This window comes from Ferrimonas pelagia (assembly GCF_039543565.1).
GTDB classification, from domain to species: Bacteria; Pseudomonadota; Gammaproteobacteria; order Enterobacterales; family Shewanellaceae; genus Ferrimonas; species Ferrimonas pelagia.
In genome coordinates this window covers 51,137-73,450 of record NZ_BAABJZ010000012.1, presented here as the reverse complement: position 1 = coordinate 73,450, position 22,314 = coordinate 51,137, and the positions used below count along the sequence as shown (strand labels likewise).

At 59.9% G+C, this 22,314-nt stretch carries 21 protein-coding genes; 12 read left to right on the top strand and 9 right to left on the bottom strand.

All coding sequences use genetic code 11. The features are described 5' to 3' along the window. Window positions 1–34 precede the first annotated feature (34 nt). A complete protein-coding gene (locus ABEA08_RS05075) occupies window positions 35–268 on the top strand; it encodes a DUF2789 family protein (RefSeq protein WP_345333930.1) in 234 nt (77 codons plus the stop codon). Between the two features lie 7 nt (window positions 269–275). Here the strand turns inward: ABEA08_RS05075 and ABEA08_RS05070 are convergent, their stop codons facing one another. Beyond that, window positions 276–659, bottom strand: coding sequence for a DUF3192 domain-containing protein (locus tag ABEA08_RS05070; protein ID WP_345333928.1), 384 nt, complete (start codon window positions 657–659; stop codon window positions 276–278). A gap of 157 nt (window positions 660–816) precedes the next feature. Between ABEA08_RS05070 and ABEA08_RS05065 the strand changes: the two genes are divergently transcribed. The 3 genes from ABEA08_RS05065 (at window position 817) to ABEA08_RS05055 (ending at window position 3,596) form a co-directional block, all read left to right on the top strand. Further along, window positions 817–1,116, top strand: coding sequence for a hypothetical protein (locus ABEA08_RS05065; protein ID WP_345333926.1), 300 nt, complete (start codon window positions 817–819; stop codon window positions 1,114–1,116). Between the two features lie 75 nt (window positions 1,117–1,191). Then, window positions 1,192–1,974: a Zn-ribbon-containing protein gene (locus tag ABEA08_RS05060; protein ID WP_345333924.1), complete on the top strand. Its 783-nt coding sequence runs from the start codon at window positions 1,192–1,194 to the stop codon at window positions 1,972–1,974. Between the two features lie 101 nt (window positions 1,975–2,075). Beyond that, a complete protein-coding gene (locus ABEA08_RS05055; protein WP_345333922.1) occupies window positions 2,076–3,596 on the top strand; it encodes an aldehyde dehydrogenase family protein in 1,521 nt (506 codons plus the stop codon). A gap of 4 nt (window positions 3,597–3,600) precedes the next feature. Here ABEA08_RS05055 and syd read toward each other — a convergent pair whose 3' ends face one another. Continuing rightward, on the bottom strand, window positions 3,601–4,233 hold the full coding sequence (gene syd, locus ABEA08_RS05050) for a SecY-interacting protein (protein ID WP_345333920.1): 633 nt from the start codon (window positions 4,231–4,233) through the stop codon (window positions 3,601–3,603). A gap of 67 nt (window positions 4,234–4,300) precedes the next feature. Between syd and queF the strand changes: the two genes are divergently transcribed. After that, on the top strand, window positions 4,301–5,152 hold the full coding sequence (queF, locus tag ABEA08_RS05045; protein WP_345333918.1) for an NADPH-dependent 7-cyano-7-deazaguanine reductase QueF: 852 nt from the start codon (window positions 4,301–4,303) through the stop codon (window positions 5,150–5,152). Window positions 5,153–5,327: 175 nt separating this feature from the next. Here queF and ABEA08_RS05040 read toward each other — a convergent pair whose 3' ends face one another. Beyond that, a complete protein-coding gene (locus ABEA08_RS05040) occupies window positions 5,328–6,185 on the bottom strand; it encodes an HDOD domain-containing protein (RefSeq protein ID WP_345333916.1) in 858 nt (285 codons plus the stop codon). A gap of 138 nt (window positions 6,186–6,323) precedes the next feature. On the opposite strand from ABEA08_RS05040, the gene trhP reads away from it, so the two are divergent. From trhP to ABEA08_RS05025, 3 genes are all read left to right on the top strand, one after another. After that, complete coding sequence (gene trhP, locus ABEA08_RS05035) at window positions 6,324–7,667, top strand: prephenate-dependent tRNA uridine(34) hydroxylase TrhP (RefSeq protein WP_345333914.1); 1,344 nt, start codon at window positions 6,324–6,326, stop codon at window positions 7,665–7,667. A 2-nt stretch (window positions 7,668–7,669) separates the two neighbouring features. After that, window positions 7,670–7,921 (top strand): YfhL family 4Fe-4S dicluster ferredoxin, encoded by a 252-nt coding sequence (locus ABEA08_RS05030; RefSeq protein WP_345333912.1) that lies wholly within the window; start codon window positions 7,670–7,672, stop codon window positions 7,919–7,921. 87 nt (window positions 7,922–8,008) lie between these two features. After that, window positions 8,009–9,307: an anaerobic C4-dicarboxylate transporter gene (locus ABEA08_RS05025; protein ID WP_345333910.1), complete on the top strand. Its 1,299-nt coding sequence runs from the start codon at window positions 8,009–8,011 to the stop codon at window positions 9,305–9,307. A 40-nt stretch (window positions 9,308–9,347) separates the two neighbouring features. Here ABEA08_RS05025 and ubiT read toward each other — a convergent pair whose 3' ends face one another. After that, complete coding sequence (gene ubiT / locus ABEA08_RS05020) at window positions 9,348–9,749, bottom strand: ubiquinone anaerobic biosynthesis accessory factor UbiT (protein ID WP_345333908.1); 402 nt, start codon at window positions 9,747–9,749, stop codon at window positions 9,348–9,350. Window positions 9,750–9,895: 146 nt separating this feature from the next. Here ubiT and ubiU point away from each other — a divergent pair, with 146 nt between their 5' ends. Further along, window positions 9,896–10,891 (top strand): ubiquinone anaerobic biosynthesis protein UbiU, encoded by a 996-nt coding sequence (ubiU, locus tag ABEA08_RS05015; protein WP_345333907.1) that lies wholly within the window; start codon window positions 9,896–9,898, stop codon window positions 10,889–10,891. A 10-nt stretch (window positions 10,892–10,901) separates the two neighbouring features. Beyond that, window positions 10,902–11,801 (top strand): U32 family peptidase, encoded by a 900-nt coding sequence (locus ABEA08_RS05010; protein WP_345333906.1) that lies wholly within the window; start codon window positions 10,902–10,904, stop codon window positions 11,799–11,801. A 10-nt stretch (window positions 11,802–11,811) separates the two neighbouring features. On the opposite strand, the gene ABEA08_RS05005 is transcribed toward ABEA08_RS05010, so the two are convergent. Further along, on the bottom strand, window positions 11,812–12,474 hold the full coding sequence (locus ABEA08_RS05005) for a hypothetical protein (protein WP_345333904.1): 663 nt from the start codon (window positions 12,472–12,474) through the stop codon (window positions 11,812–11,814). A 327-nt stretch (window positions 12,475–12,801) separates the two neighbouring features. Between ABEA08_RS05005 and ABEA08_RS05000 the strand changes: the two genes are divergently transcribed. Beyond that, complete coding sequence (locus ABEA08_RS05000) at window positions 12,802–14,337, top strand: methyl-accepting chemotaxis protein (protein WP_345333902.1); 1,536 nt, start codon at window positions 12,802–12,804, stop codon at window positions 14,335–14,337. 77 nt (window positions 14,338–14,414) lie between these two features. On the opposite strand, the gene ABEA08_RS04995 is transcribed toward ABEA08_RS05000, so the two are convergent. From ABEA08_RS04995 to ABEA08_RS04980, 4 genes are all read right to left on the bottom strand, one after another. Next, window positions 14,415–15,671: a glutamate-5-semialdehyde dehydrogenase gene (locus ABEA08_RS04995; RefSeq protein WP_345333900.1), complete on the bottom strand. Its 1,257-nt coding sequence runs from the start codon at window positions 15,669–15,671 to the stop codon at window positions 14,415–14,417. Then, complete coding sequence (proB, locus tag ABEA08_RS04990) at window positions 15,668–16,780, bottom strand: glutamate 5-kinase (RefSeq protein ID WP_345333898.1); 1,113 nt, start codon at window positions 16,778–16,780, stop codon at window positions 15,668–15,670. Before proB ends, ABEA08_RS04995 begins: the two co-directional genes overlap by 4 nt. A 229-nt stretch (window positions 16,781–17,009) precedes the next feature. Then, entirely contained in the window at window positions 17,010–18,299 is a 1,290-nt protein-coding gene (locus ABEA08_RS04985) for an NCS2 family permease (RefSeq protein ID WP_345333896.1), read from the bottom strand. Window positions 18,300–19,073: 774 nt separating this feature from the next. Then, the gene (locus tag ABEA08_RS04980; protein ID WP_345333894.1) at window positions 19,074–20,594 is read right to left on the bottom strand and encodes a M17 family metallopeptidase; all 1,521 of its coding nucleotides are present in this window, start codon (window positions 20,592–20,594) and stop codon (window positions 19,074–19,076) included. A 200-nt stretch (window positions 20,595–20,794) separates the two neighbouring features. Between ABEA08_RS04980 and ABEA08_RS04975 the strand changes: the two genes are divergently transcribed. Next, entirely contained in the window at window positions 20,795–22,264 is a 1,470-nt protein-coding gene (locus ABEA08_RS04975) for an aminoacyl-histidine dipeptidase (protein WP_345333892.1), read from the top strand. The last annotated feature ends 50 nt before the right edge of the window (window positions 22,265–22,314 follow it).

The window sequence follows — 22,314 nt, the reverse complement described above, 5'->3', positions numbered from 1 at the left end:
ACTTAAGCTAAATGCAAGCACACTGAGCAAATGAATGATGGATACCACTCCGAAAGATATGACCCACCTGTTTGCACAACTGGGCCTGCCGTGTGAGCCGGAAGCCATAACGCATTTTTTCGCTAGCCACAGACTCGGCGCTGGCCAAAAGCTGGAGGACGCGCCGTTCTGGCGTGGTGCACAGCGCGCTTTCATCATGGAGGAGATGCGTCAAGACAGCGAATGGAGTGAAACCATCGAGAGCCTCGACGCCGGATTACGTAAGTAGAGGGAAATTAGAATGTGATGGCCTGACGGTACGCGGTGTCGCCCCAACCCACCACTTCACCGGCGTGGAATACCACAGGGGTGCACTCGTCTTTGCTGGTAGACCCATCCCCTTTTTGCCGATGCGTTCGGTAGAACAACACCTGTACCGAGTGATCGTCACGCTGATAGACTTCGTTAAAGTCGGCGGTCCCCATGATGCGCCGTACCTCCTCGACCCCCATACCTAACGCGATCTGCTCCAGATTCTTGCGATTTATCTCTTGTTTCTTTTGCCAGGACGAGTGACTCCCCTTGTCCCAATCCCCCCCGCCGCCAACGGATACCACACATCCAGTCAATGCGGTGCTTGCTGCGAACACTAGGGTGGCCAGTACTAAACGATTTTTCATGGATAACTTCCTGTCTCTGCTGTGTTTTCGATATGTACTAAACAAACAGCGTGCCACAAATTATTTTATTTCTAATTCAGCAACTTAGCCTCAAGGGTTGGCGGAGTGTTGGTAAATAGGGCAAACTCTTAGTCAAATTCACCAACCCAGAGAGCCGATGGATACCGCGATCCGCCGAGCACTAACCCAGATGATGGCCCAGGGGATTGAACCCAGCCTTGCCCTGCTGAAAAAGCACACCGGCCATCAATATCCCCTCCCCGTGATGATCCAGGCATTGCGCAGTTGGAAGGCCCAACCCCAACCCCTCGACGAAACGCCGCCTCCGGCAGCGACCAGCCCAACCTCCACCGATCCACTCAGTCTGGCTGCGGTTCAGCAGCAGCTGGAAGCGCTGCAACAACAGGTGACGCAACTGCAAGAGGAAGTGGACCGCCTTAAACGCCGCGATAGTTGACGCAAACAGCGAGATTGGCGAGGGACATCCCGCTCGTTATACTGTCGCCCCTTTTTAGCGCTAGCCGGATCCTCTATGTACCTAATCGAAATTCGATTTGAATGCTTTGCCGACACCACACTGACCGCCGTGGAGCAGGCCATTAACGGCCTGATGGAAGCCTGGCGTCACAATGGTCAGGTACTGGGCCGGGAATTTCCCTTGGTGCAAAACGAGGCCGAGTTTCGCATGCGGCTCATGTGTCCGGGCGAGGACAGCCTGCACACCCGCCACAACTCTCCCTGGGTCACACAAGCGCTCGCTCAGCTGACCGATGCCAAGCTGCTGCAGCCGCGCCCCAAGATGTTGGGGCGCGATATCAATGCCGATCATTGCGCCTCTGAGCCGCCAGCCAACTGGCAGGTGGTGTACACCACCTATATCCACAGCTGCTCGCCGATCCGTGACGGTGACAGCCTGATGCCAGTGCCACTGTACTTACTGCCTGCGACCTTTAATGGCGATCACAAAGCGTTGGTGAAATGGCAGACCGAATGGCAAGCCTGTGACGAGCTGCAGATGGCTGGCAGCGGCGCCGTCGAGTTTGCCGCCCTGAATGAGATCGCCTCCTGCGACAGCGTCCTGTTTCGCCGCGGCTGGGATCTGCGCGGACGCTTGGAATACCTGACCAAAGTCCCGACCTACTACTACCTGTATCGCGTGGGGGGCGAAAGCCTGGCCCGAGAGCGCCAACGCCCCTGCCCACGCTGTGGCAATCCAGATTGGCTGCTGGACGAACCCCTGCATGACCTGTTTGCCTTCAAGTGTGACGCCTGCCGGATCGTTTCAAACCTGTCTTGGGATCTGAAACACGGCTAAGCCCGAATGGGGCTCATTAGACTTAGGTCGAATTAAACTGCCGCTTTTTTGGGCGCAAGTTGGCGAAGTTGCATATCGCCATTGGCCCAAGGAAGACGCATATGATCTACGCCCCGCCCGGCACCGAAGGTGCCCTGTTTCAATTTAAATCACGCTATCACAACTTCATCGGCGGCGACTGGCTCGCCCCGATCGATGGACGCTACTTCGACAACCCGTCTCCGGTCGACGGCTCGGTGATCGCCGAGGTGGCCCGCTCCAATGACAAAGACATCAACAAGGCACTGGACGCCGCTCACGCCGCGCAACAGCAGTGGGGTCAAACACCGGCCGCCCAGCGCAGCAACTTACTGTTGAAGATCGCCGATCGGATAGAGCAGCACAGTGAAACCCTGGCCTACGTCGAAACCTGGGAGAACGGCAAAGCCATTCGCGAAACCCTCAATGCCGATCTGCCCTTATGTATCGATCATTTCCGCTACTTTGCCGGCGTGCTCCGCGCCCAAGAGGGCAGCATTGGCCAGTTGGATCCCAATACCGCCGCCTACCACTTTCATGAGCCCATCGGCGTGGTTGGCCAGATCATCCCGTGGAACTTCCCGCTGCTGATGGCCGCCTGGAAGCTGGCACCCGCCTTGGCCGCCGGTTGCTGCGTGGTACTCAAGCCTGCCGAGCAAACCCCCATCTCGATATTGGTGTTGATGGAGCTGCTGGCCGATCTGATCCCGCCCGGCGTGGTCAATGTGGTCAATGGACTGGGTGAGGAAGCCGGACAGGCATTGGCCAGCTCCGAGCGCATCGCCAAGCTGGCCTTCACCGGCTCTACCGCCGTTGGTCAGCACATCATGCGCTGCGGCGCCGATTCGCTGATCCCGGTCACCCTAGAGTTGGGGGGCAAATCGCCCAACCTCTATTTCGAGGATGTCATGACGCACGGTGACGCCTACCTCGACAAGTGTCTGGAAGGCTTGCTGCTGGGCTTCTTCAATCAGGGCGAGATCTGCACCTGCCCATCCCGAGCCTTGGTGCAAGAATCCATTTATCCGGAATTTATCGATCGGTTGCTGGCACGCGCCAGCACCATCGTTCAGGGCAACCCGCTCGACACCGAGACCCAAATAGGCGCCCAAGCCTCGCAAGAGCAATTCGATAAGATCATGTCCTATATGGAGATCGCCCGCGCAGAGGGGGCCGAGGTGTTGCTCGGCGGACAAGCCGCCAGCGTGGCTCCGGCTCTGCAAAATGGCTTCTATGTCCAGCCCACCTTGCTCAAGGGTCATAACCAGATGCGGGTCTTTCAAGAGGAGATCTTCGGACCGACGCTGGGGCTCACCACCTTCAAGGATGAGGCCGAAGCCCTCCAGATCGCCAACGACACCAGCTACGGTCTGGGAGCGGGGATCTGGACGATGGATCAAAACCTCGCCTACCGGATGGGCCGCGGGATCCAGGCTGGCCGTGTCTGGGTCAACTGCTACCACCTCTACCCGGCGCACGCCGCCTTCGGTGGCTATAAAAAATCCGGGATCGGGCGGGAGACCCACCTCAAGGCACTGGCCAACTATCAGCAGATCAAAAATCTGTTGATCAGCTACGATCCCAACCCGCTCGGCTTCTTCTAAGCCCTCAACCGCGACGGCCCGGCTTGATGTGTTGCCACATCCGCTTCAGCCGGGCCAACAAGCCGAGCTGCTGAGCGCTTTGGGGCGCGACCACCACCGGCAGTTCCACCCGTGGCGCCAACTGCTGCAGCAAATCGTCCAGGCCGTCCGCTATGCGTTGGTGAGGCCGCTGGCCGGGGATCTCCAGCCAAACGCTGCCATCGGCATTGTCCAGCACCAGCATGGCATCGGAGTCATTCAACAGGCCAATAAACAGGGTCGGTAGGTGTTTCAATTGTTGTTTCATCAGCAAATGGCCGATCAGGTTCTCTTGCAGATAGTCCAGATCGGTCTGATCCCACACCTGCAACAACTCCCCCGCCCCAAACGCACTGTCAAACTGCAAAGGCCCCGCATAAAACTCACCATAGAAGCGGGCCAGATCCGGGTGCAAAGTGAGCTCCATCGCCTCAGCGATGTTGCCAAAGCGCGCCTGCGGCGACTGCGGCTGCGCCTGCCACTGGGCCAGCCCCTCTGAGTCTCGCTGCAGCAACGCCGGTCCATCCCGCTCCTTATCACTCACGGGCGCGTGCCCCAGGCCCTTCAGCCAGGCCTGATGATGACGTTCAATAAACTGAGAAAGCGAAGACGCGGACATGATTGGACTCTTTTAGCGACGGAATAGGGTAAAATAAGCGGATATTGTGCCACGAAATGAGATCCCTATGTCACACCACGATCCTTACCAAGGTGCCGACGCCCTGGCAGGCCTGACCCTAGGCCAAGCAACCCAGTACAAAGATCAATACGATCCCAGCTTGCTACAGCCGGTACCGCGCAGCCTAAATCGCGACGCCATCGCCCTGTCCGGCGCACTGCCTTTTCAGGGGGCCGATCTGTGGACCGGCTACGAGCTGTCGTGGCTCAATGCCAAAGGCAAACCTATGGTTGCCCTGGCCCACTTTCGCCTCCCCGCCTCCAGCACCAATCTGGTGGAGTCCAAATCCTTTAAGCTGTACCTCAACAGCTTTAACCAGACCCGCCTCGCCAGCACCGAAGAGGTGCGACTGCGACTCGAGCGGGATCTCAGCGCCTGCGCCGACGGCGCGGTCGAAGTGAGCCTGGTACTGCCCAGCGCCTTCGCTCAGCAACCGCTGGTTGAACTGGCGGGCGAGTGCATCGATGACCAAGACATCGAGATCGACAACTACGACTTTAATCCCGAATACTTGGCCGGCGCGGCCCAAGGACCGGTCGTGCAGGAGCGACTGCGCAGCGATCTGCTCAAGTCCAACTGCCTGATCACCTCGCAGCCCGATTGGGGCAGCGTCCAGATCCACTACAAGGGCCCCAAGATCGATCAAGAAGCGCTGCTGCGCTACCTGATCAGCTTCCGCCAACACAACGAATTCCATGAGCAATGCGTCGAACGGATATTTATGGATCTAAAACGTTACTGCCAGTGCGAACAGTTGACAGTCTATGCCCGTTACACCCGCCGCGGTGGCTTGGATATCAACCCGTTCCGCTCCGACTTCGAATCGCTCCCCGCCAACGATCGATTGGCGCGCCAATAAGCGTCTGTCGAAGCGTCGACAGATGAATCGTACTGCGTCTTTGCACCTTCACGACTCTCAGTCGTTCAGGCGCTCGCCGGGAAGGTGCAAACGTGCGAGAGCCACGTTAGCCGCTCTTTATCAGGAGAATGGGCCGCTGAGGACTTCCTAAGGATAGAGCGGGAAGTGATAGGCCTTAGACGTGTGCTTCGACATTGAAGCTGGCCCGAACCTCGTTAAAGCTCAGGAAATAGGTTTCCATGCCAAAGATCTCGAGATCCGGGATCACCCCTTTGCGGACAAACAGCTCCAGGCTGGAGGAAAGGGGATCGGGCAACACCCACTGACGGGTATACAAGGCGCTCAGGCGCACCAAGTCGAGATAACTGACCGCTGGCGTTTGAAAGCTCATATCGCTCCAGTAGCGGGCCACCTCGATCAGCTCACGGGGAAACTGCCAGTGCTCCAACACCGCTTTGCCCAGCGGCGCCCGCATCAGCTGGATCATCCGCAGCAACTGCGCCTTGTCCTGAAACAGATGCGGGTGCCGCTCTGCTTGCTCCAACACCGGCAGGGCACCGATATTGTGGATCTGACAAGCCAGCAGGAGCGTATCCGCCGTTAGGTGCACCAACTGGCCCCGCTCGTGCTGACAGGCCAGCAACGCCAGGGCACAACAGGCCACATCAATATTGCTCTGCCACTGCTGCTCCAGCACCTCCCAAGTCATCTTATGCTCAGAATAAAACAACTGATGCATGGCGACGGCAGACGCCAGATCTCGGGTTTTTTCCAGTCCCAATCGACTGACCGCAAAGGTCACGCTGTCGGCTTTTATTGATGTACCAAAAGCCGCCGAATTGGCCAAGGCCACCAAGCGCACCGCCAAAGCGGGATCCTTACTGATCTCCTTGGCCAGATCCGCCAGCGAGCATTCATCCTCAAGCGCCAAATTACGGACATTCATCGCCACTTCCGGCAAACTGGGCAACACCAGCCGGTCTTCATTGATTTTCTGCACTAACTGGATCAGTAAGGCCCGTTCCGTCGACATAACAGCTCTTTATCTCATTCCGTGAGACCAATTTAGGGCGAGGTCGAGGGAACCGACCTCGCCAGCCCTTGTCTACATTTGCAACAGGGTCTAGCCAGCAGTAGAATGCCCGCCGCACTAATCCCCTTGAGGACACCCATGTTTAAGCCAGAACTGCTTTCCCCAGCCGGGACGTTGAAAAACATGCGCTACGCTTTTGCGTATGGCGCGGACGCTGTCTACGCAGGCCAACCTCGTTATAGCCTACGGGTGCGTAACAATGACTTCAACCTCGACAACTTGGCAACAGGCATCGATGAAGCCCACCAGCAGGGAAAAAAGCTGTACGTGGTGTCCAATATCGCACCCCACAACGCCAAACTAAAGACCTTTATTCGTGATCTCGAACCGGTGATCGAGATGGGCCCAGACGCCATCATCATGTCCGATCCTGGCCTGATCATGATGGTCAAGGATAAGTGGCCCGATCAAGCCATTCACCTGTCGGTACAAGCCAACGCCATCAACTGGGCCAGCGTCAAATTCTGGCAGAGCCAGGGGATCGAGCGCACCATCCTGTCTCGCGAGCTGTCACTGGATGAGATCGAAGAGATCCGCATGCAGTGCCCGGAGATGGAGCTCGAGGTGTTCGTCCACGGCGCGCTGTGCATGGCGTATTCCGGCCGTTGCCTGCTGTCGGGCTACATCAACAAGCGCGATCCCAACCAAGGCACCTGCACCAACTCCTGCCGCTGGAAGTACGATGTACATCAAGCCAAGGAAGACGCCAGCGGTGACATCGTCGCTGTCGAGCCCACCTTAGGGCAGGGCCAACCCAGCAACGAAGTGGTTCTGTTGCAGGAAGCCAACCGACCGGGTGAGTATATGCCTGCGTTCGAAGACGAGCACGGCACTTACATTATGAACTCAAAAGATCTGCGTGCTATCCAGCACGTCGAACGATTGAGCAAAATGGGGATCCACTCACTCAAGATCGAAGGTCGTACCAAGAGCTTCTATTACGTCGCCCGTACCGCCCAGCTGTATCGCAAGGCGATCGACGACGCCGCCGCAGGACGCCCGTTTGATCCGTCACTGATGTCCGGTCTGGAGTCGCTGGCCCACCGCGGCTACACCGAAGGCTTCTTACGTCGTCATACCCACGACGCCTACCAGAATTACGAGCACGGCTACTCGGTCTCGGAGAAGCAGCAGTTCGTTGGTGAGCTGACCGGCGAACGTAACGCCCAAGGCTTGGCCGAGGTGTTGGTGAAAAACCGCTTTGAGGTTGGCAACCATGTGGAGCTGATGACCCCGCAAGGCAATATCAGCTTCAATCTGGGCCACATCGAGAACCGCAAGGGCGAGCAGGTTGAAGTCGCTCCAGGCAACGGTCACACCATGTATCTGCCGCTGCCTGAGGAGATGGATCTGTCCCACGCCATCCTGATGCGCAACCTCGAGGCGGGCCAGAGCACTCGCAATTCACAAGGCAAAGCGTAACCATGGCACTGAAGATCCTCGATACCTGCATCAACTGCGACATGTGCGAGCCGGAGTGTCCCAACGACGCCATCGCCATGGGAGAGGAGATCTACGAGATCGATCCCGACCGTTGCACCGAATGTGTCGGCCACTATGACAAAGCAACCTGCGTCAGTGTCTGCCCGATCGACTGCATCGATCCCGATCCAGAACACGCTGAAGATCAAGACACCCTCATGGCGAAGTTTTTGATCTTGACCGGTAAAGTCTGAATTTCTCCGCCGCCAACGGCGATCACTGACCATACTAGAAGAGCGTGTGCCAAGCACACGCTCTTTTTTTATGGCAAGGAGGTTGCGATGGCGATACTGGAACTGACGATAGTGCTCTTGGCCATCTACCTCGGCGCACGACTGGGCAGCATCGGTATCGGCTACGCGGGCGGAATGGGCGTGTTAGTACTGGCGCTGATCGGCCTGCCACCGGGCAATATCCCCGTCGCCGTGATCCTGATCATCATGGCGGTGATCTCCGCCATCGCCGCCATGCAACTGGCTGGCGGGATGCACTACCTGGTCACCCTGGCCGAGCGCCTGCTGCGCAGCAACCCCAAACAGATCACCTATCTGGCCCCTGTCGTTACCTACCTGATGACCTTACTCGCTGGCACCGGCCACACCGCCTTCTCCACCATGCCGGTGATCACCGAAGTGGCCAAGGAGCAGGGGATCCGCCCCTCTCGGCCACTGTCCGTCGCCGTGGTCGCTTCACAGATCGCCATTACCGCCTCCCCCGTCTCCGCCGCCGTGGTGGCGCTGTCCGGACTGCTGGAGCCTTTGGGCGTCAGTTACCTGCAGCTGTTGCTGATCACCATACCAACCAGCTTTATCGCCTGCCTGCTGGCCGCCTTCGTCGCCAATCGCCAAGGGGTCGAGCTGGTGAATGATCCCATCTATCAACAACGACTGCAGGAGGGGTTAATTGGCCAGCGGGAAGTCAGCAGCCAAGTCATGCCCCGCGGCGCCAAACGGTCAGTCGCTCTGTTTGGCCTGGCCATTCTCGCGGTCGTGATCTACGCCACCGTGACCAGCCCGGCGGTAGGCTGGTTAACCAACCCCACGCTAGGGCGCGATCACGCCATTATGGTGATGATGCTCACCGCCGCCGCCGCCATCGTCGCCAGTTGCGACATCGATGCCAGCAACATCCTCAATCAATCCACCTTCAAGTCCGGCATGAGCGCCTGTATTTGCGTGCTCGGCGTCGGTTGGCTGGGCGACACCTTTGTCTCGGCCCACATCGAGCAGATCAAAGCGTTGGCCGGCGGGCTGGTCCAAAGCTGGCCATTCTTACTCGCCGTGGCGCTGTTTTTCTGCTCCATGCTGCTTTATTCACAGGCCGCTGCCACCGTGGCACTGATGCCCGCCGCCATCGCCCTGGGGGTCGAGCCACTGACCATCGTGGCGTCCTTCGCCGCCGTCAGCGCGCTGTTTGTCCTCCCCACCTACCCCACCCTCCTCGCGGCGGTTGAGATGGACGATACCGGCTCGACCCGGATCGGCCAGTACGTCTTCAACCATCCCTTTTTATTGGTGGGGATCACCGCCATCAGCGTTGCCGTCAGCCTCGGATTTGTCTGGGGTGAGCTCTGGCTGTGACGGCTCGCCGTATCATTACGCTCGATAAAGCGCAGCCGCTTTAACGCCCCCCGGGCGAGAGCAGCGGCCAGCTCGGCAAGCGAGCGAGCGGATAGCGCGCCAGCAAGCTCTTCACCTCCAACGCCAGCTCGGTATCCCCCTCCATCGACAAACGACGTTGAAAAAACAGCGCATCGCCATCCGCCTGGGCCAAACCCACCTGACACAGCGCCGCCAGCGCACCACTGAGCGTCGCCTCGGCCCGCTCATCAGCCCAGTCCAATTGAAACCGGTCCTGCAGCAAGGTCAACTGTAACGCCCCGGGTAATTCGTAGGCGGAAAACGCCACCGTACGCCCCTGCATAAACGCCAACTCTCCATTCTCCAGCGGTTGGCGAAAATGCCGCAGCAACAGGGGCAGCACTGTCAGACGGAGCGGAGTTAAAGGTGGCCGTAGTTTCAAAACGCTATCCTAATCAATGATTTAATCTCAATGTTAACCAGTTTCTGTCCAATGAAAACTGTCTCACATCAAGAAAGCGCTTCATTTTCCTTGTTAAAGTAGCGCTTAGTCATAACAACAATCTCGACAGGATCAGGGATCGCTCAATGGAATTGCTCGCCCCCGTCGGCCATCCCGCCGGCCTGCTGCCCGCCCTGCAAGCCGGTGCCGACGCCGTTTACGTCGGCCTGAAGGACGACACCAACGCCCGCCGCTTTGCCGGACTGAACTTTACCCCGGCCGAGTTGCATCACGCCACGCAGCAGTGCCATCGGCACCAGCGCAAGCTATACGTTGCCATCAATACCTTTCCCCAGCCGGGCCAAGAGGTACGCTGGCAGCGGGCCGTTGATGCCGCCGCCGCCGCCGGTGTCAATGCCATCATCATGGCCGATCCCGGCCTGCTGGCCTATGCGGCGCAACACTACCCTCAAACCGAGCGCCATCTGTCCGTGCAAACCAGCGCCGCCAACTTGCCCACCCTGCGTCTGTTTGCCGAGCAATTTGGGATCACCCGGGCGGTGCTGCCACGGGTACTGGATATCCACCAGATCGAGCGGATCGCCGCCGATTCGCCGGTCGAGCTTGAGGTGTTTGCCGCCGGCAGTCTCTGCGTGATGGCCGAAGGCCGCTGCCAGCTCTCAACCTGGATCAGCGGTCAATCCCCCAACAGCGGCGGCGCCTGCTCACCCGCCTCATTGGTGCAATGGCGCGAAACGGCGCAAGGACGTGAGATCCGGCTCGGCGGCGCCCTACTGGATCGCTTGCCCCCCCATCGTCCTTCAGGCTACCCAACCGTCTGTAAGGGCCGCTATCGGGTCAATGGACAGCCTCAGCACGCGATCGCCAGTCCCTGCTCGCTCTCCACCCTGCCCTTGCTCAAACGCTTGGCCGCGGCCGGGATCACCTGCCTCAAATTGGAAGGGCGCCAGCGCAGCCCGGTCTACACCAGCCAGATCACCCGAGTCTGGCGCCAAGCACTCGATCAACTCCAACGACAAGGCGATGCCTTTCAACTGGATCCCCGTTGGCAGCAGCAGCTGCGTCAACTCTCCGAGGGACAAACGCTCACCACCGGGCCCTACCTGCCCGGTTGGCAATGAAAGGACGATCATGATCCCCACCCCAATGAAACTCAGCCTGGCCCCCAACTGGTGGCCAGCGGATCGCAACGCCCAGCAGCAGTGGCTGGAGCATGCCGGCGCCAGCCCAGCCCAGCGACTTTATCTGGGCGAAAGCGTCTGTGCCCTACGGGATCGCATGGCACCGCGCACCCTGTTGGCGCTGGCCGAAACCCTCAATAGCATGGGCAAGCAGGTGATATTGAGCAGCCTCAGCTTGGTCGCATCAGACAAAGACTTGGCCCTGCTTAACAGCCTCGGCCAGCAGGATCAATTTGCCATCGAGGCCAATGACATGGCCGCCGTCGCGCTCGCCCATGAGCGAGGCTTGCCCTTTGTTGCCGGCAGTGGCCTTAACATCTACAACCTGGAGGGGATCCGCTGGCTGCTCAGCCTAGGCATGATCGGCTACCAACCGCCGCTGGAGATGGCGGCAGAGACGCTCTCGATCCTGATGGCACAATGCGAACAGGCCGGTCTCAGGCAGCAATTTGAATTGGAACTGATGGCCTACGGCAGCCCACCACTGGCGGTCTCAGCCCGCTGTGCCAGCGCTCGAGTGGCCGGGCGTAACCGCCAACGCTGTGAGAAAAGTTGCCAACACACCGGGGCGCAGCTGGCCAGTACACTGGAGGGCCAACCTATCCTGCGACTCAATGGCGTCCAGATCCACGGTCATGCCCCGATCGATCTGCTCGGCGATCTCAACGCGCTGCGTCAACTCGGCATCGACTGGCTGCGGCTCGATCTCGGCCCAGCGCCTGATTGGGACTGGTTGCCGACGCTGCAACAGGCACTGCAGGAATCGCATCCCGGCGTCACCGCGCCACAACCCGGGATCCAGCACTTCTGGCAGCGCCAAGCCGGGGACGTCGCCCTGTTTGGCGATTAAGCGGATAAGGCTAGTGCCGACGCCGCATCAGGATCAGGGCGTAGAACAGCCAGATCCCGACAAAGAGCACCAACAGCCAGCCGGTCAAAGCGGGCCACCAGATCGTCGGGCGGTCCGCGCCAAATAAGCCATAGGCGTAGCGATCCATCAGCATCAGCTCACGATCCGGATCCAACAGCAACGCCAAGGCACACCCGGCCGCCGCCAACGCGGGTAGCACCCCCCAGCGGGGCGGAATATCCCGTAGGATGGCAAAGCAGTAGAACAGCGCGCACACCGGGGTCATCACGTACAAAGCCGTCATGGCATGACTGTGCAGCGCGCCAACGTTGACCGGAAACAAGCCGCACGCCGCCACGCTGAGCGACAGCAAGATCCCCGAGATCGCTAAGCTCACCGAGATCGGGGTACTGCGACCACTCAGCGCCCGCGAGCTGAAGCTGACCACCAAGGCCAGCCCGCCAAAGAACATGCCGCCGTTGATCAATACCGCCAGTCGAGATGAATCATACCGCCCCAGCTCAGACAGGGTGTGCGTCAAAAAGCTGAACGATTCTCCGGCTTCGCCGCGATAGACCCAGGCCGCCAACAGCGGCGGCAGGATCAACATCAACAACCCCATGATCCCCACGCGGTTCGCCAGCCGCAGCAAGATCTTGTCGTCTGTAGCCACCATTACTCCTTGCAATCCTCATGGCCGGTCTTGCCAGCCCACTCACAGCCTGACGGCACGATCTCCGCCCAAGATCGCGCTCAGGCCAACACAGTGCGCAGCCAGTCACAGCGATCCAAACGCTAAGGGTATCTTCGCTCATGCCAAAACGCAGCTTTTTCTGCCCAAAGTGTGTCACCACAACCGCCCGGTTACCGGATCTGCCCCACATCCAAGCAGAATCAAATTCAGCTTAAAAATTAAGCCTTTATTAGGAAGATTTTAGGTTCTCCCTCTGGTATTTTGTGACCACTGTCAAAAGCCAGCATCATCTGATAGGGAGATCGCATGAGTAGCAAGCGTCGGCATGAGGAGATCGTCGTCGGACCGGACGATGAATTGGTCTCCACCACAGATCCGCGGGGCTACATCACCTATGCCAATGCCGATTTTATTCGCATTTCCGGCTACAGCGAGGCTGAATTACTCGGCAAGAATCACAATCTGGTACGGCACAGAGACATGCCGGCGGAAGCCTTTGCCGATCTGTGGCATCACATCCAGCAAGGCCGCTCCTGGCGCGGTGCGGTAAAAAACCGAGCCAAAGATGGCCGCTACTATTGGGTCGATGCCTTTGTCACCCCGATCTTCGAACAAGGTGAGATCACCGGCTATCAATCCGTGCGGCGTAAACCCAGCGCCAAACTGATCAACAACGCCACTCGACTGTACCAGCGCTTGAAAGACGGCAAAGCCCCGGCCAAAGAGCTCAGCGTTGCCGCGCGCCAAGGGATCGCCGTCGCCCTGTGTGGCGGGATCCTGGCCTGCTCCATGTGGCTGATCTCCCCATGGATCGCCCTTCCTGCCATCGCCATGGTGCTGCTGTGTGGCGCCCTGTTCATCGACGAGTCGATCCGCGTGCCCAAACGCCTGGCACAACTGAAGCAAGAGTATGACAGCGTCAGTCGGCGGGTCTATTGCGGCTCCGGCTCCACCAGCATCCTCAGTTTTCAGCTGTTGCTTGATCAGGCCCGAATGCAGGGCGTGCTTGGCCGCAGTGCCGACAGCGGCCGGCGCATGTCCGGCTCAGCCCAACAGCTGGCCACGATCGCCCACCAGACCCGGGACGGGATCGACCAAGAACATCAGCGCCTGGAGCAGATCGCCGCCGCCGTTGAGCAGATGAACGCCACCATCGGCGAGATCGCCAACCACGCCCAAACCAACTCCGAGCAGGTTCAGCACACCTCGCAAAGCTGCCAGCGGGTGCAAGCCTCCATGCTGACCAGCTCAGAGCAGATCCAAACCCTGGCCGACTCAGTGCAACAAGCCGCGCAACGGGCCGATACTCTCCAGCAGGAAGCCGCCAAAGTGGCCGACGCGATGAAGGAGATCGACGGGATCGCCGAGCAAACCAACCTGCTGGCACTCAATGCCGCCATCGAGGCCGCCCGCGCCGGTGAGCAGGGCCGCGGCTTTGCCGTGGTGGCCGACGAGGTGCGCGCGCTCTCCAGCCGCACGCAACAAGCCACCACCGCGATCCAGGCCAGCGTCCAGGGCATGAACGACACCCTGGCGCAATGGGTGTCACAGATGCAGCGCAACCAGCAACAGGCCAGCCACTGCGCTGAGGAGGCCCAGTCCAGCGCCCATGACGTGGCCCAGATCAATCAGGCGATCCACAACGTCGAGGAGATGGCCTGCCAAACGGCGGTCGCCGCCAGTCAGCAACGCCAGGCCGCGGGTGACATCGCCCACAACCTGGATGGGATCAAAACCCTGACCCACAAGGTGCTGGATCAGGCCATCGATGTGGAGCGCACCGCTGAGGATCTGCAGCGCGAAGTCCATGCCTTGTCACAGCTGCACCGCACCTTCGGCTAGCCGGTAGCGCGCACTGAATGTTGGCCAACAAAAAAGGAGAAGCTTCGGTTCTCCTTTTTTCGTTAGGCGTTCGGCACTTAGCTGCGCGCGGTGTAGTGGCCCTGACCGATCCACTTGTACGTGGTCAAGGCGTCCAGTCCCATCGGGCCGCGGGCATGCAGTTTCTGAGTACTCACCGCCACCTCAGCCCCCAGGCCAAACTGGCTGCCATCGGTAAAGCGGGTGCTGGCATTGACGTAGACCGCCGACGAATTGATCGCATTAACGAAACGCTCGGCCGTGCTCATATCGTCGGTGAGAATGCTCTCCGAGTGCTCACTGGAGTGGGCTCGGATATGCGCGATCGCCTCGTCCACACCCGCGACCAGCTTCACGCCCAGCACCAAGGCCAGCCATTCCTGGCTGAAGTCCTCGGGGCCGGCCACGACAGCCCGCTCCCCCAGCAAGGCGTGGGCTTGCGGGCAAGCACGCAGCTCCACCCCCAGGCCACGCAGCGTCGTCGCCAACGCCGGCAACAGCCGGGGAGCGATCGCCTCATGCACCAGCAAGGTATCCAACGCGTTGCACACGGTCGGCCGCTGCACCTTGGCGTTGACCACCAGATCCGCCACCTTATCCAGCTGCGCCGCCTGATCGACGAACATATGGCAAATGCCGATCCCGCCGGTGATCACCGGAATGCGCGACTGCTCCAGACAGAGGCGATGCAACCCCGCCCCGCCGCGGGGGATCAACATATCCACATGGCTGTCCAACTGCAGCAGCGCCGTCACCAACGCCCGATCCGGGTTGTCGATCAGCTGAACGGCCGCCTTGGGCAGCGCTTGCGTGGCCAGCGCATCGTGGATCGCCACCAGCAGTGCCCGATTGGAGTGCAAGGTCTCCTTGCCACCGCGCAGGATCGCCGCATTGCCGGTCTTCAGCGCCAATACCGCCACATCCACGGTCACGTTCGGACGGGCTTCGTAGATCACCCCCAACACCCCGAGCGGGATCCGTCGCCGCGACAGGCGCATGCCGTTGTCCAGCAATCGACTCTCCAACTCTTCGCCAACCGGATCCGCCAACGCGATCACCGTCTCGATATCGGCAATGATGGCCGCCAGCCGATCGCTGTTCAATAACAGTCGATCCAGCATGGCCCCTTGCAAACCCGCCTGCTCGGCGGCCGCCATATCGATGGCATTGGCGGCGAGGATCGCGGCCTCATGCTGGCGCAATTGCTGACAGATCGCCTGCAGCAACGCGTTTTTCTGTTTGGCCCCCAGACCCAGCATCTGGTAGCTGGCTTCGCGGGCGGCCTGGCCCATGGCCAATAAAGGATTGTCACTCATAACACCACCAAGTCGTTTCTGTGGATAACGGCTGGGCCATAACTGAAGCCCAAAATGGATTCGATATCACTGGAGTGCGCGCCCAGTAAGCGGGCGATATCGGTCGAGCCGTAACGGCTGATCCCGCGCCCGATCACCCCACCCGCGGGATCGGTCAGGGTGAGGGTGGCGCCACGGATAAAGTCCCCCTCCACCGCGCAGATCCCCTTGGCCAGTAGGCTGGAGCCGGACTGACACAACGCCTTCACCGCACCGGGATCCAGTCGCAAGGTGCCGCATGGTGGCGGGCCCGCTAAGATCCAGCGTTTACGGCTATCCAGCGCATCGCCCTGGGGTAAAAAGCGCGTCCCGAGCGCCTCACCGCGGCAGACGCGTTCGATCACGCCTTCGGTCTGACCTGAGGTGACCACCACCTCGATGCCAGCGCGCATGGCCACATCGGCAGCCTGCAGCTTGGTGGCCATGCCACCGGTGCCCAGAGTGGAGCCGCTACCGCCGGCCAGCGCCCGCAGAGAGTCGTCGATCAGGGCCACTTGCGGGATAAGTTGCGCGTCCGGGTTATTGCGCGGATCGGCGCTGTACAACCCCTGCTGATCGGTCAGCAACAGCAAGCTATCGGCCTGTGCCAACAGCGCGGCTAGGGCAGACAAGTTATCATTGTCTCCCACCTTGATCTCGGCGATCGCCACCGCATCATTTTCATTGATCACCGGGATAATGCGGTGATCCAGCAACGCCTGCAGGGTATCGCGCGCATTGAGATAGCGTTCACGATCGTCCAGATCGGCCCGGGTCAGCAAGATCTGCCCCACATGCAAACCGTAGAGATTAAACAGCTGCTCCCACACCTGGATCAGTTGACTCTGGCCCACCGCCGCCAACATCTGCTTGCTGGCCATCGAATCGGCCAGGGTAGGAAAGCCCAAGTGCTCACGCCCCGCGGCGATCGCGCCCGAGGTCACCAGGATGATCTCCACCCCAGCTTGGTGCAATCGGGCCATCTGCCGGACCAGCTCCACCATGTGGCTGCGATCCAACTTAGGACTGCCACAGGTGAGCACACTGGTTCCCAGTTTGACCACGACCCGTTTCGGCAGATCTTTATCCATAACAACACGCTCTTTGACTTGAATGGCCTAAAGTTACCCGCAACGCCCCAAAAAGCATAGGGCAATGCGCTGAAAATGGCCGAAGATCGCCATAACCATTCATTCTCATACCCGCTCAAAAGCGGATGATGCTGCGAGTCGATACGCCAAACCCAAAGAAAAACGCCGTAGCGCAAAGCGCTACGGCGTTATAAGCAAAAATCAACGCTTTACCTGGCGGGCTCAGCCCTTACAGGAAGGCAAACTTAAGGACAAACAGCACCGCCAGAACCGCCACAGGCAGGCTCACTTCCTTATAGCGGCCGCTGAGCAACTTCACCGCCGCAAAGGTAATAAAGCCAATGGCAATACCGTGGGCGATGGAGAACGTCAGCGGCATCATGATCGCGGTCAACACCACAGGCGCCGCCTCGGTCAGATCGTCCCATTCGACGTGCACCAGCCCCGACATCATCAGGATAGCGACATACACCAGCGCCCCCGTGGTGGCGTAAGCCGGCACCATGCCCGCCAGCGGCGAGATAAACAGACAGCCCAAGAACAGCAGCCCGACCACCACAGCGGTCAGACCGGTTCGACCGCCGGCAGACACACCCGCAGTGCTCTCCACATAGCTGGTGGTGGTAGAGGTGCCCATCATCGCCCCCGCCAGCGTCGCGCTCGAATCCGCCAACATGGCACGATTGGCGCGGGGCAGACGGCCCTGCTCATCCAGCAAACCGCCTCGCTGAGCCACGGCGACCATGGTGCCAGAGGTATCAAACAGATCGACAAACAAGAAGGCGAAGATCACCGCGACCATCGACACCTCAAGCGCGCCCATGATATCCAGCGCGGCAAAGGTCGGCGCCACCGATGGCGGCATGGAGACTAGGCCGTTGTAGTCGATCTGACCGAACAGCAGCGACAGGGCGGTGATCGCCAAGATAGAGAGCATTACCGCACCACGGCGACCGAAGCTCACCAGCGCGATGATCAAGACAAACCCTAAGGCGGCCATCACGGCAGAGAAGGTGGTGACGTCACCCAGCCCTACCAAGGTGGCTTGGTTGGCCACGATGATCCCAGCGTTCTTCAGGCCGATCAGCGCCAGAAACAGACCGATACCGGCGGCGATCCCCAAACGCAAAGACATCGGGATGGCGTTCATCAGCCACTCGCGCACCTTAAACACCGACAGCAACAGGAACAGGATCCCGGACAGGAATACCGCCCCCAGAGCCGTTTCCCAACTGTGCTGCATGTCCAGCACCACGGTGTAGGTGAAGAAGGCATTCAGCCCCATGCCTGGGGCCAGGGCGATCGGGTAATTGGCGACTAGGCCCATCACCATACAACCAATAAACGCGGCAACACAGGTGGCGACAAACACGGCGCCGTGATCCATCCCGGCGTCCGCCAGCATCGCTGGGTTGACGAAGATGATGTACGCCATGGTCAAAAAGGTGGTTACGCCGGCGATCACTTCCTGTCGGACGCTGGAGCGGTTCTCGGTGAGCTGAAACAGCTTCTCTAGCATTTTGAGACCTATCAAATCGGGGAGGTTAAGAGAGTTTTGGGCTCTGTTGGCGCTTGAGTAAGAACGGACAAGCGAATTTGCGCGGCATTATGCGTTGTTTACTCCAACCAAGCCAGCAACCACCTCGAATAGAGCAAAAACACTTTGGTTATGTGACAGAACAATGGCAACCCATTGTTAAAATGAAGTTTTATCGAATTTAAGACAAAAAAAACGCCGGCAAAAAGCCAGCGTAAGGAAGAGAATATTGTCTCAAATGGGACAACCAATTCGGTTTATCCCAAAGGTTGATAGCGCAATTTACGACTTCGCCTTTAAAGCAAACATCCCGCCAGTGGTCCAAGAGGAGCAATACCAAGTGTTATAAAGGGTTACGTCGTAGGAAAACGGATAATTCATGCGTCACTCCAGAAAAAGGTAATTAATGACAAGATCCGAAGGTGCGGTTCCCTGGCGCAAACTCGGTTCCGTGGAGTCATCGATACTCAGTTCCTTGGAGAAGCAACGTCTTCCTGACAAGCACAGCATCGGCAGCGGGTTAACCGCCGACGGTCACTAATGTACCAAAATGTAGTTTTATTACAAGCCGGATTGACGAAAATTTGCATAATTGCCACTTATACCGCCATATCCTCACGACATATTGTAGTTTTATTACAGTCAGGCGCATTACAACCAAACATCCAAGTGACTGATTGTGAATGCAATTTACTTCATCATACCGAGCCAGAGGCTCGACGGCCGAGCGGCAACCCATCCACCCGGCCCCCAGCATCAGTGATCGAGCAATTGCGCCAACAGGGTCGCCACCGGCACCGCCGTCGGCTTACCATACAGCGGATCTCGCTGCTCAACCGCCGCACCGGCGATATCCAGATGCAGATAGGCGATCGGCTTATCACTGCCCAACTGGTGCTGATCTAAACCGCCCGCCTGCAACAGAAACGCCATCGGGAACTGATGGCCCCGCGCGATCGCCACCGAGGGACCGTTATTGGATGACAACAGATCCTCCGACGGGCTGCGCGGCGCCACCTGAGCCAGATCCTCCCGCCGTAAACGGGACAACTCAAACGGTTCGCCCCACTGCTCCGAGATCGCCTGTAACTCACCGCCCAATGCCTGTGCCCGAGCCACGGAGTTCTCCACCACCGCGCTGTAGGGCCCATAGCTGCGCACCACGTGCCCGGTCAGGGTGGCGACGGAAAACATCACCGGCTCCTCCGTGAGCACGGCACGCTCACGCAGATGAGAGAGCAAGTCTGCCAGCACCAAGCGCCCTTCGGCGTCGGTATTGCCGATCCGCACCCGCTTGCCCGAATGGCCGGTGATGATCTCATCCGGTACGATCGCCTCTTTCCCCAGGCTGTTGCGCACCAGCCCCAGCTCAGCCACCACCCGCACGCCTTTGGGCTGCAACTGCGCCAGCGCCACCATCAAACCGGCCACCGCCGCCGCACCGCCTTTATCCCGGCTCATCCCCGCCATGGCGCCGCCGATCTTCAGATCGGCCCCACCGGTATCGAAGGTTACGCCCTTGCCCGCTAAGAACCAGTTGCGGCCGATCACCCCGGCACCAACGTACTCCAGCCGCACCACGCGCGGCTCATGCCGCTCGACCCCAAAAGAGGCGCGCGCCACGCCCGACAGCAAGGGATAATCCCGCTCTAAGGTGGCGCGATCGCTCAGCACCTCAACCGACACCGCACTGCCCTCAAACAGGCTCTGACAATACTCGGCAAACGCCGGCGGTGCCATCTGCTCCGGATCGCCACCACACAGATCCCGCGCCGCGATCCGCCCCAGCTCCAGCGCGTTGGCGCGCTGGCTCTGCTCCAATCCCAGCACACCCAAGATCACGTCCAGTCCCGGCGCATCGAAGGGCCGATACAGCTCATGGCCCGCCCCCATCATCGCCACCGCCATCGCCTCGCTGTAGCGCAGCGCCGCCGTGGGCTCATCGATCAACAGCAGCGGGCGACGCGCACCGGCCCGGATCGCTAAGCCCACCCCGCTTTGCGCCGCTTCGGCAAAGCGGCGCACATCCTCATAATCGCCCTCCAGCGAGCCAGTAGGCGCCAACACCAATCGGCCGCCCGCCAAGCCCGGCGCCAGCAACATGGCCGGCTCCTGCCCCAGACGCAGATCCACCGCCTTGGCGTGCTGGATCAGATGACTGATCGCTGGGTACTGCGCCAACTCAAATCGGTCGCTGATCACCACCACGGCATCCCAATCGCCCAGCCCCAATACCGCATCCGGCTCTGCCACCGCTTGCCACACTAACTTGCCCATCGCCACGCTCCCTGCCCTACATTTTGGTTGATAACTCACCATAACAGCTTCATCACCCCCTTGCGTACACTCAAGGACAACCAGCTTGTATTCAAACGGTTACAACTTGCTTCCATTGGACAGTGTGGCCTAACCGGCTCAGCCAATGGGCTGTGCTACACTGGCGCGCACATATTCGCGCACCGCAAAAGGAGCCTGCTATGGCGTCGTTACACTCCCTGTCTCCTCAGGGCCTCTGGAGCTGGTTTGAGACCATCTGCTCCATTCCACACCCATCCAAACGTGAACTGGCCCTGCGTGACCACATTCAGCAGTGGGCCGAGCAGCAGAGTATCGACCACCGGCTTGACCGCGTCGGCAACCTGATCCTCAGCAAGCCCGCCAGCCCCGGCATGGCCGATCGCAAAGGCGTGATCCTACAAGCCCACCTGGACATGGTGCCGCAAAAGAACGCCGGAACCGCGCACCGATTCGATCGGGATCCCATTCGCCCCTATATCGTCAGCGAGGCGGACGGCGACTGGGTCACGGCCACCGATACCACCTTGGGCGCCGACAATGGCATCGGTATGGCATCGGCACTGGCGGTGCTGGCCGACAACACCATCGAGCATGGCCCGTTGGAGGTGTTGCTGACCATCGATGAGGAAGCCGGCATGACCGGCGCCTTCGGCTTGGAGGCTGGCCTGCTGCAAGGGGAGATCCTGATCAACACCGACTCGGAGGAGGAGGGCGAGATCTACATGGGCTGTGCCGGGGGGATCGACGTGCAACTGGAGCTGCCCGTCACGCGCGAGGCGCTCCCTGCGGGTTATCAAACCGTCGAGCTGGCGCTGACCGGCCTGAAAGGGGGCCACTCAGGTGTCGATATCCACACCGGCCGGGGCAATGCCAACAAACTGCTGGCCCGTTTCCTGTTTGGTCACGCCTTTGAGCTGGGCCTGCGCCTGATCCACCTCAAGGGCGGCTCATTACGCAACGCCATCACCCGTGAAGCCTACGCCACGGTTGCCGTCGCCCCAGAGCAGCGGGCCGAGCTGGAACGTCTGGTGAGCCATTACCAAGGGTTGCTGCGAGGCGAACTGGCCGCCATTGAAACCGAGCTGTGCTTCACCCTGAGTGACGTTGCAGCGGCAGAGCAGGTGTTTGAGGCTGAGGCGCAACGCCGCCTGCTGGCGCTGCTGCACGCGGCGCCGCACGGCGTGATCCGCATGAGCGATGCCTTCCCCGGTGTGGTGGAAACCTCGCTCAATATGGGCGTGGTCAAGACGGGATCCGACAGCGTTCAAGTGCTGTGCCTGATCCGCTCCACAGTCGATTCCGGCCGCGCCATGGTGGTCAATATGCTGCAGGCGCTGGCACAACTCGCCGGTGCCCACTGCAGCGACTCCGGCGCCTATCCGGGCTGGAACCCAGATCCCAGCTCGCCGATCATGGCCGTCGTACGGGAAACCTACCAAGGGCTGTTTGGCTCCCTGCCCAGCATTCAGGTGATCCACGCGGGTCTGGAGTGCGGCCTGTTCAAGGAGCCCTATCCGGCTCTGGATATGGTGTCCATCGGGCCCACTATCCGCTTCCCCCATTCACCGGATGAGAAGGTGCACATCGACTCGGTGGCCAAATACTGGCAATTGCTGCTGGCCGTTCTCAAGGCGATCCCTGCCCGATAATCGGCCCCAACACGGCGGTCCAGACGGGCCGCCCCTCCCCGGGCTCTGTA

Bases quoted from the DNA above. Each gene is read 5' to 3' on its own strand.
- ABEA08_RS05075 (WP_345333930.1), top strand. From the start codon at position 35: ATGATGGATACCACTCCGAAAGATATGACCCACCTGTTTGCACAACTG.
- ABEA08_RS05070 (WP_345333928.1), bottom strand. From the start codon at position 659: ATGAAAAATCGTTTAGTACTGGCCACCCTAGTGTTCGCAGCAAGCACC.
- ABEA08_RS05065 (WP_345333926.1), top strand. From the start codon at position 817: ATGGATACCGCGATCCGCCGAGCACTAACCCAGATGATGGCCCAGGGG.
- ABEA08_RS05060 (WP_345333924.1), top strand. From the start codon at position 1,192: ATGTACCTAATCGAAATTCGATTTGAATGCTTTGCCGACACCACACTG.
- ABEA08_RS05055 (WP_345333922.1), top strand. From the start codon at position 2,076: ATGATCTACGCCCCGCCCGGCACCGAAGGTGCCCTGTTTCAATTTAAA.
- syd (WP_345333920.1), bottom strand. From the start codon at position 4,233: ATGTCCGCGTCTTCGCTTTCTCAGTTTATTGAACGTCATCATCAGGCC.
- queF (WP_345333918.1), top strand. From the start codon at position 4,301: ATGTCACACCACGATCCTTACCAAGGTGCCGACGCCCTGGCAGGCCTG.
- ABEA08_RS05040 (WP_345333916.1), bottom strand. From the start codon at position 6,185: ATGTCGACGGAACGGGCCTTACTGATCCAGTTAGTGCAGAAAATCAAT.
- trhP (WP_345333914.1), top strand. From the start codon at position 6,324: ATGTTTAAGCCAGAACTGCTTTCCCCAGCCGGGACGTTGAAAAACATG.
- ABEA08_RS05030 (WP_345333912.1), top strand. From the start codon at position 7,670: ATGGCACTGAAGATCCTCGATACCTGCATCAACTGCGACATGTGCGAG.
- ABEA08_RS05025 (WP_345333910.1), top strand. From the start codon at position 8,009: ATGGCGATACTGGAACTGACGATAGTGCTCTTGGCCATCTACCTCGGC.
- ubiU (WP_345333907.1), top strand. From the start codon at position 9,896: ATGGAATTGCTCGCCCCCGTCGGCCATCCCGCCGGCCTGCTGCCCGCC.
- ABEA08_RS05010 (WP_345333906.1), top strand. From the start codon at position 10,902: ATGATCCCCACCCCAATGAAACTCAGCCTGGCCCCCAACTGGTGGCCA.
- ABEA08_RS05000 (WP_345333902.1), top strand. From the start codon at position 12,802: ATGAGTAGCAAGCGTCGGCATGAGGAGATCGTCGTCGGACCGGACGAT.
- ABEA08_RS04995 (WP_345333900.1), bottom strand. From the start codon at position 15,671: ATGAGTGACAATCCTTTATTGGCCATGGGCCAGGCCGCCCGCGAAGCC.
- proB (WP_345333898.1), bottom strand. From the start codon at position 16,780: ATGGATAAAGATCTGCCGAAACGGGTCGTGGTCAAACTGGGAACCAGT.
- ABEA08_RS04985 (WP_345333896.1), bottom strand. From the start codon at position 18,299: ATGCTAGAGAAGCTGTTTCAGCTCACCGAGAACCGCTCCAGCGTCCGA.
- ABEA08_RS04980 (WP_345333894.1), bottom strand. From the start codon at position 20,594: ATGGGCAAGTTAGTGTGGCAAGCGGTGGCAGAGCCGGATGCGGTATTG.
- ABEA08_RS04975 (WP_345333892.1), top strand. From the start codon at position 20,795: ATGGCGTCGTTACACTCCCTGTCTCCTCAGGGCCTCTGGAGCTGGTTT.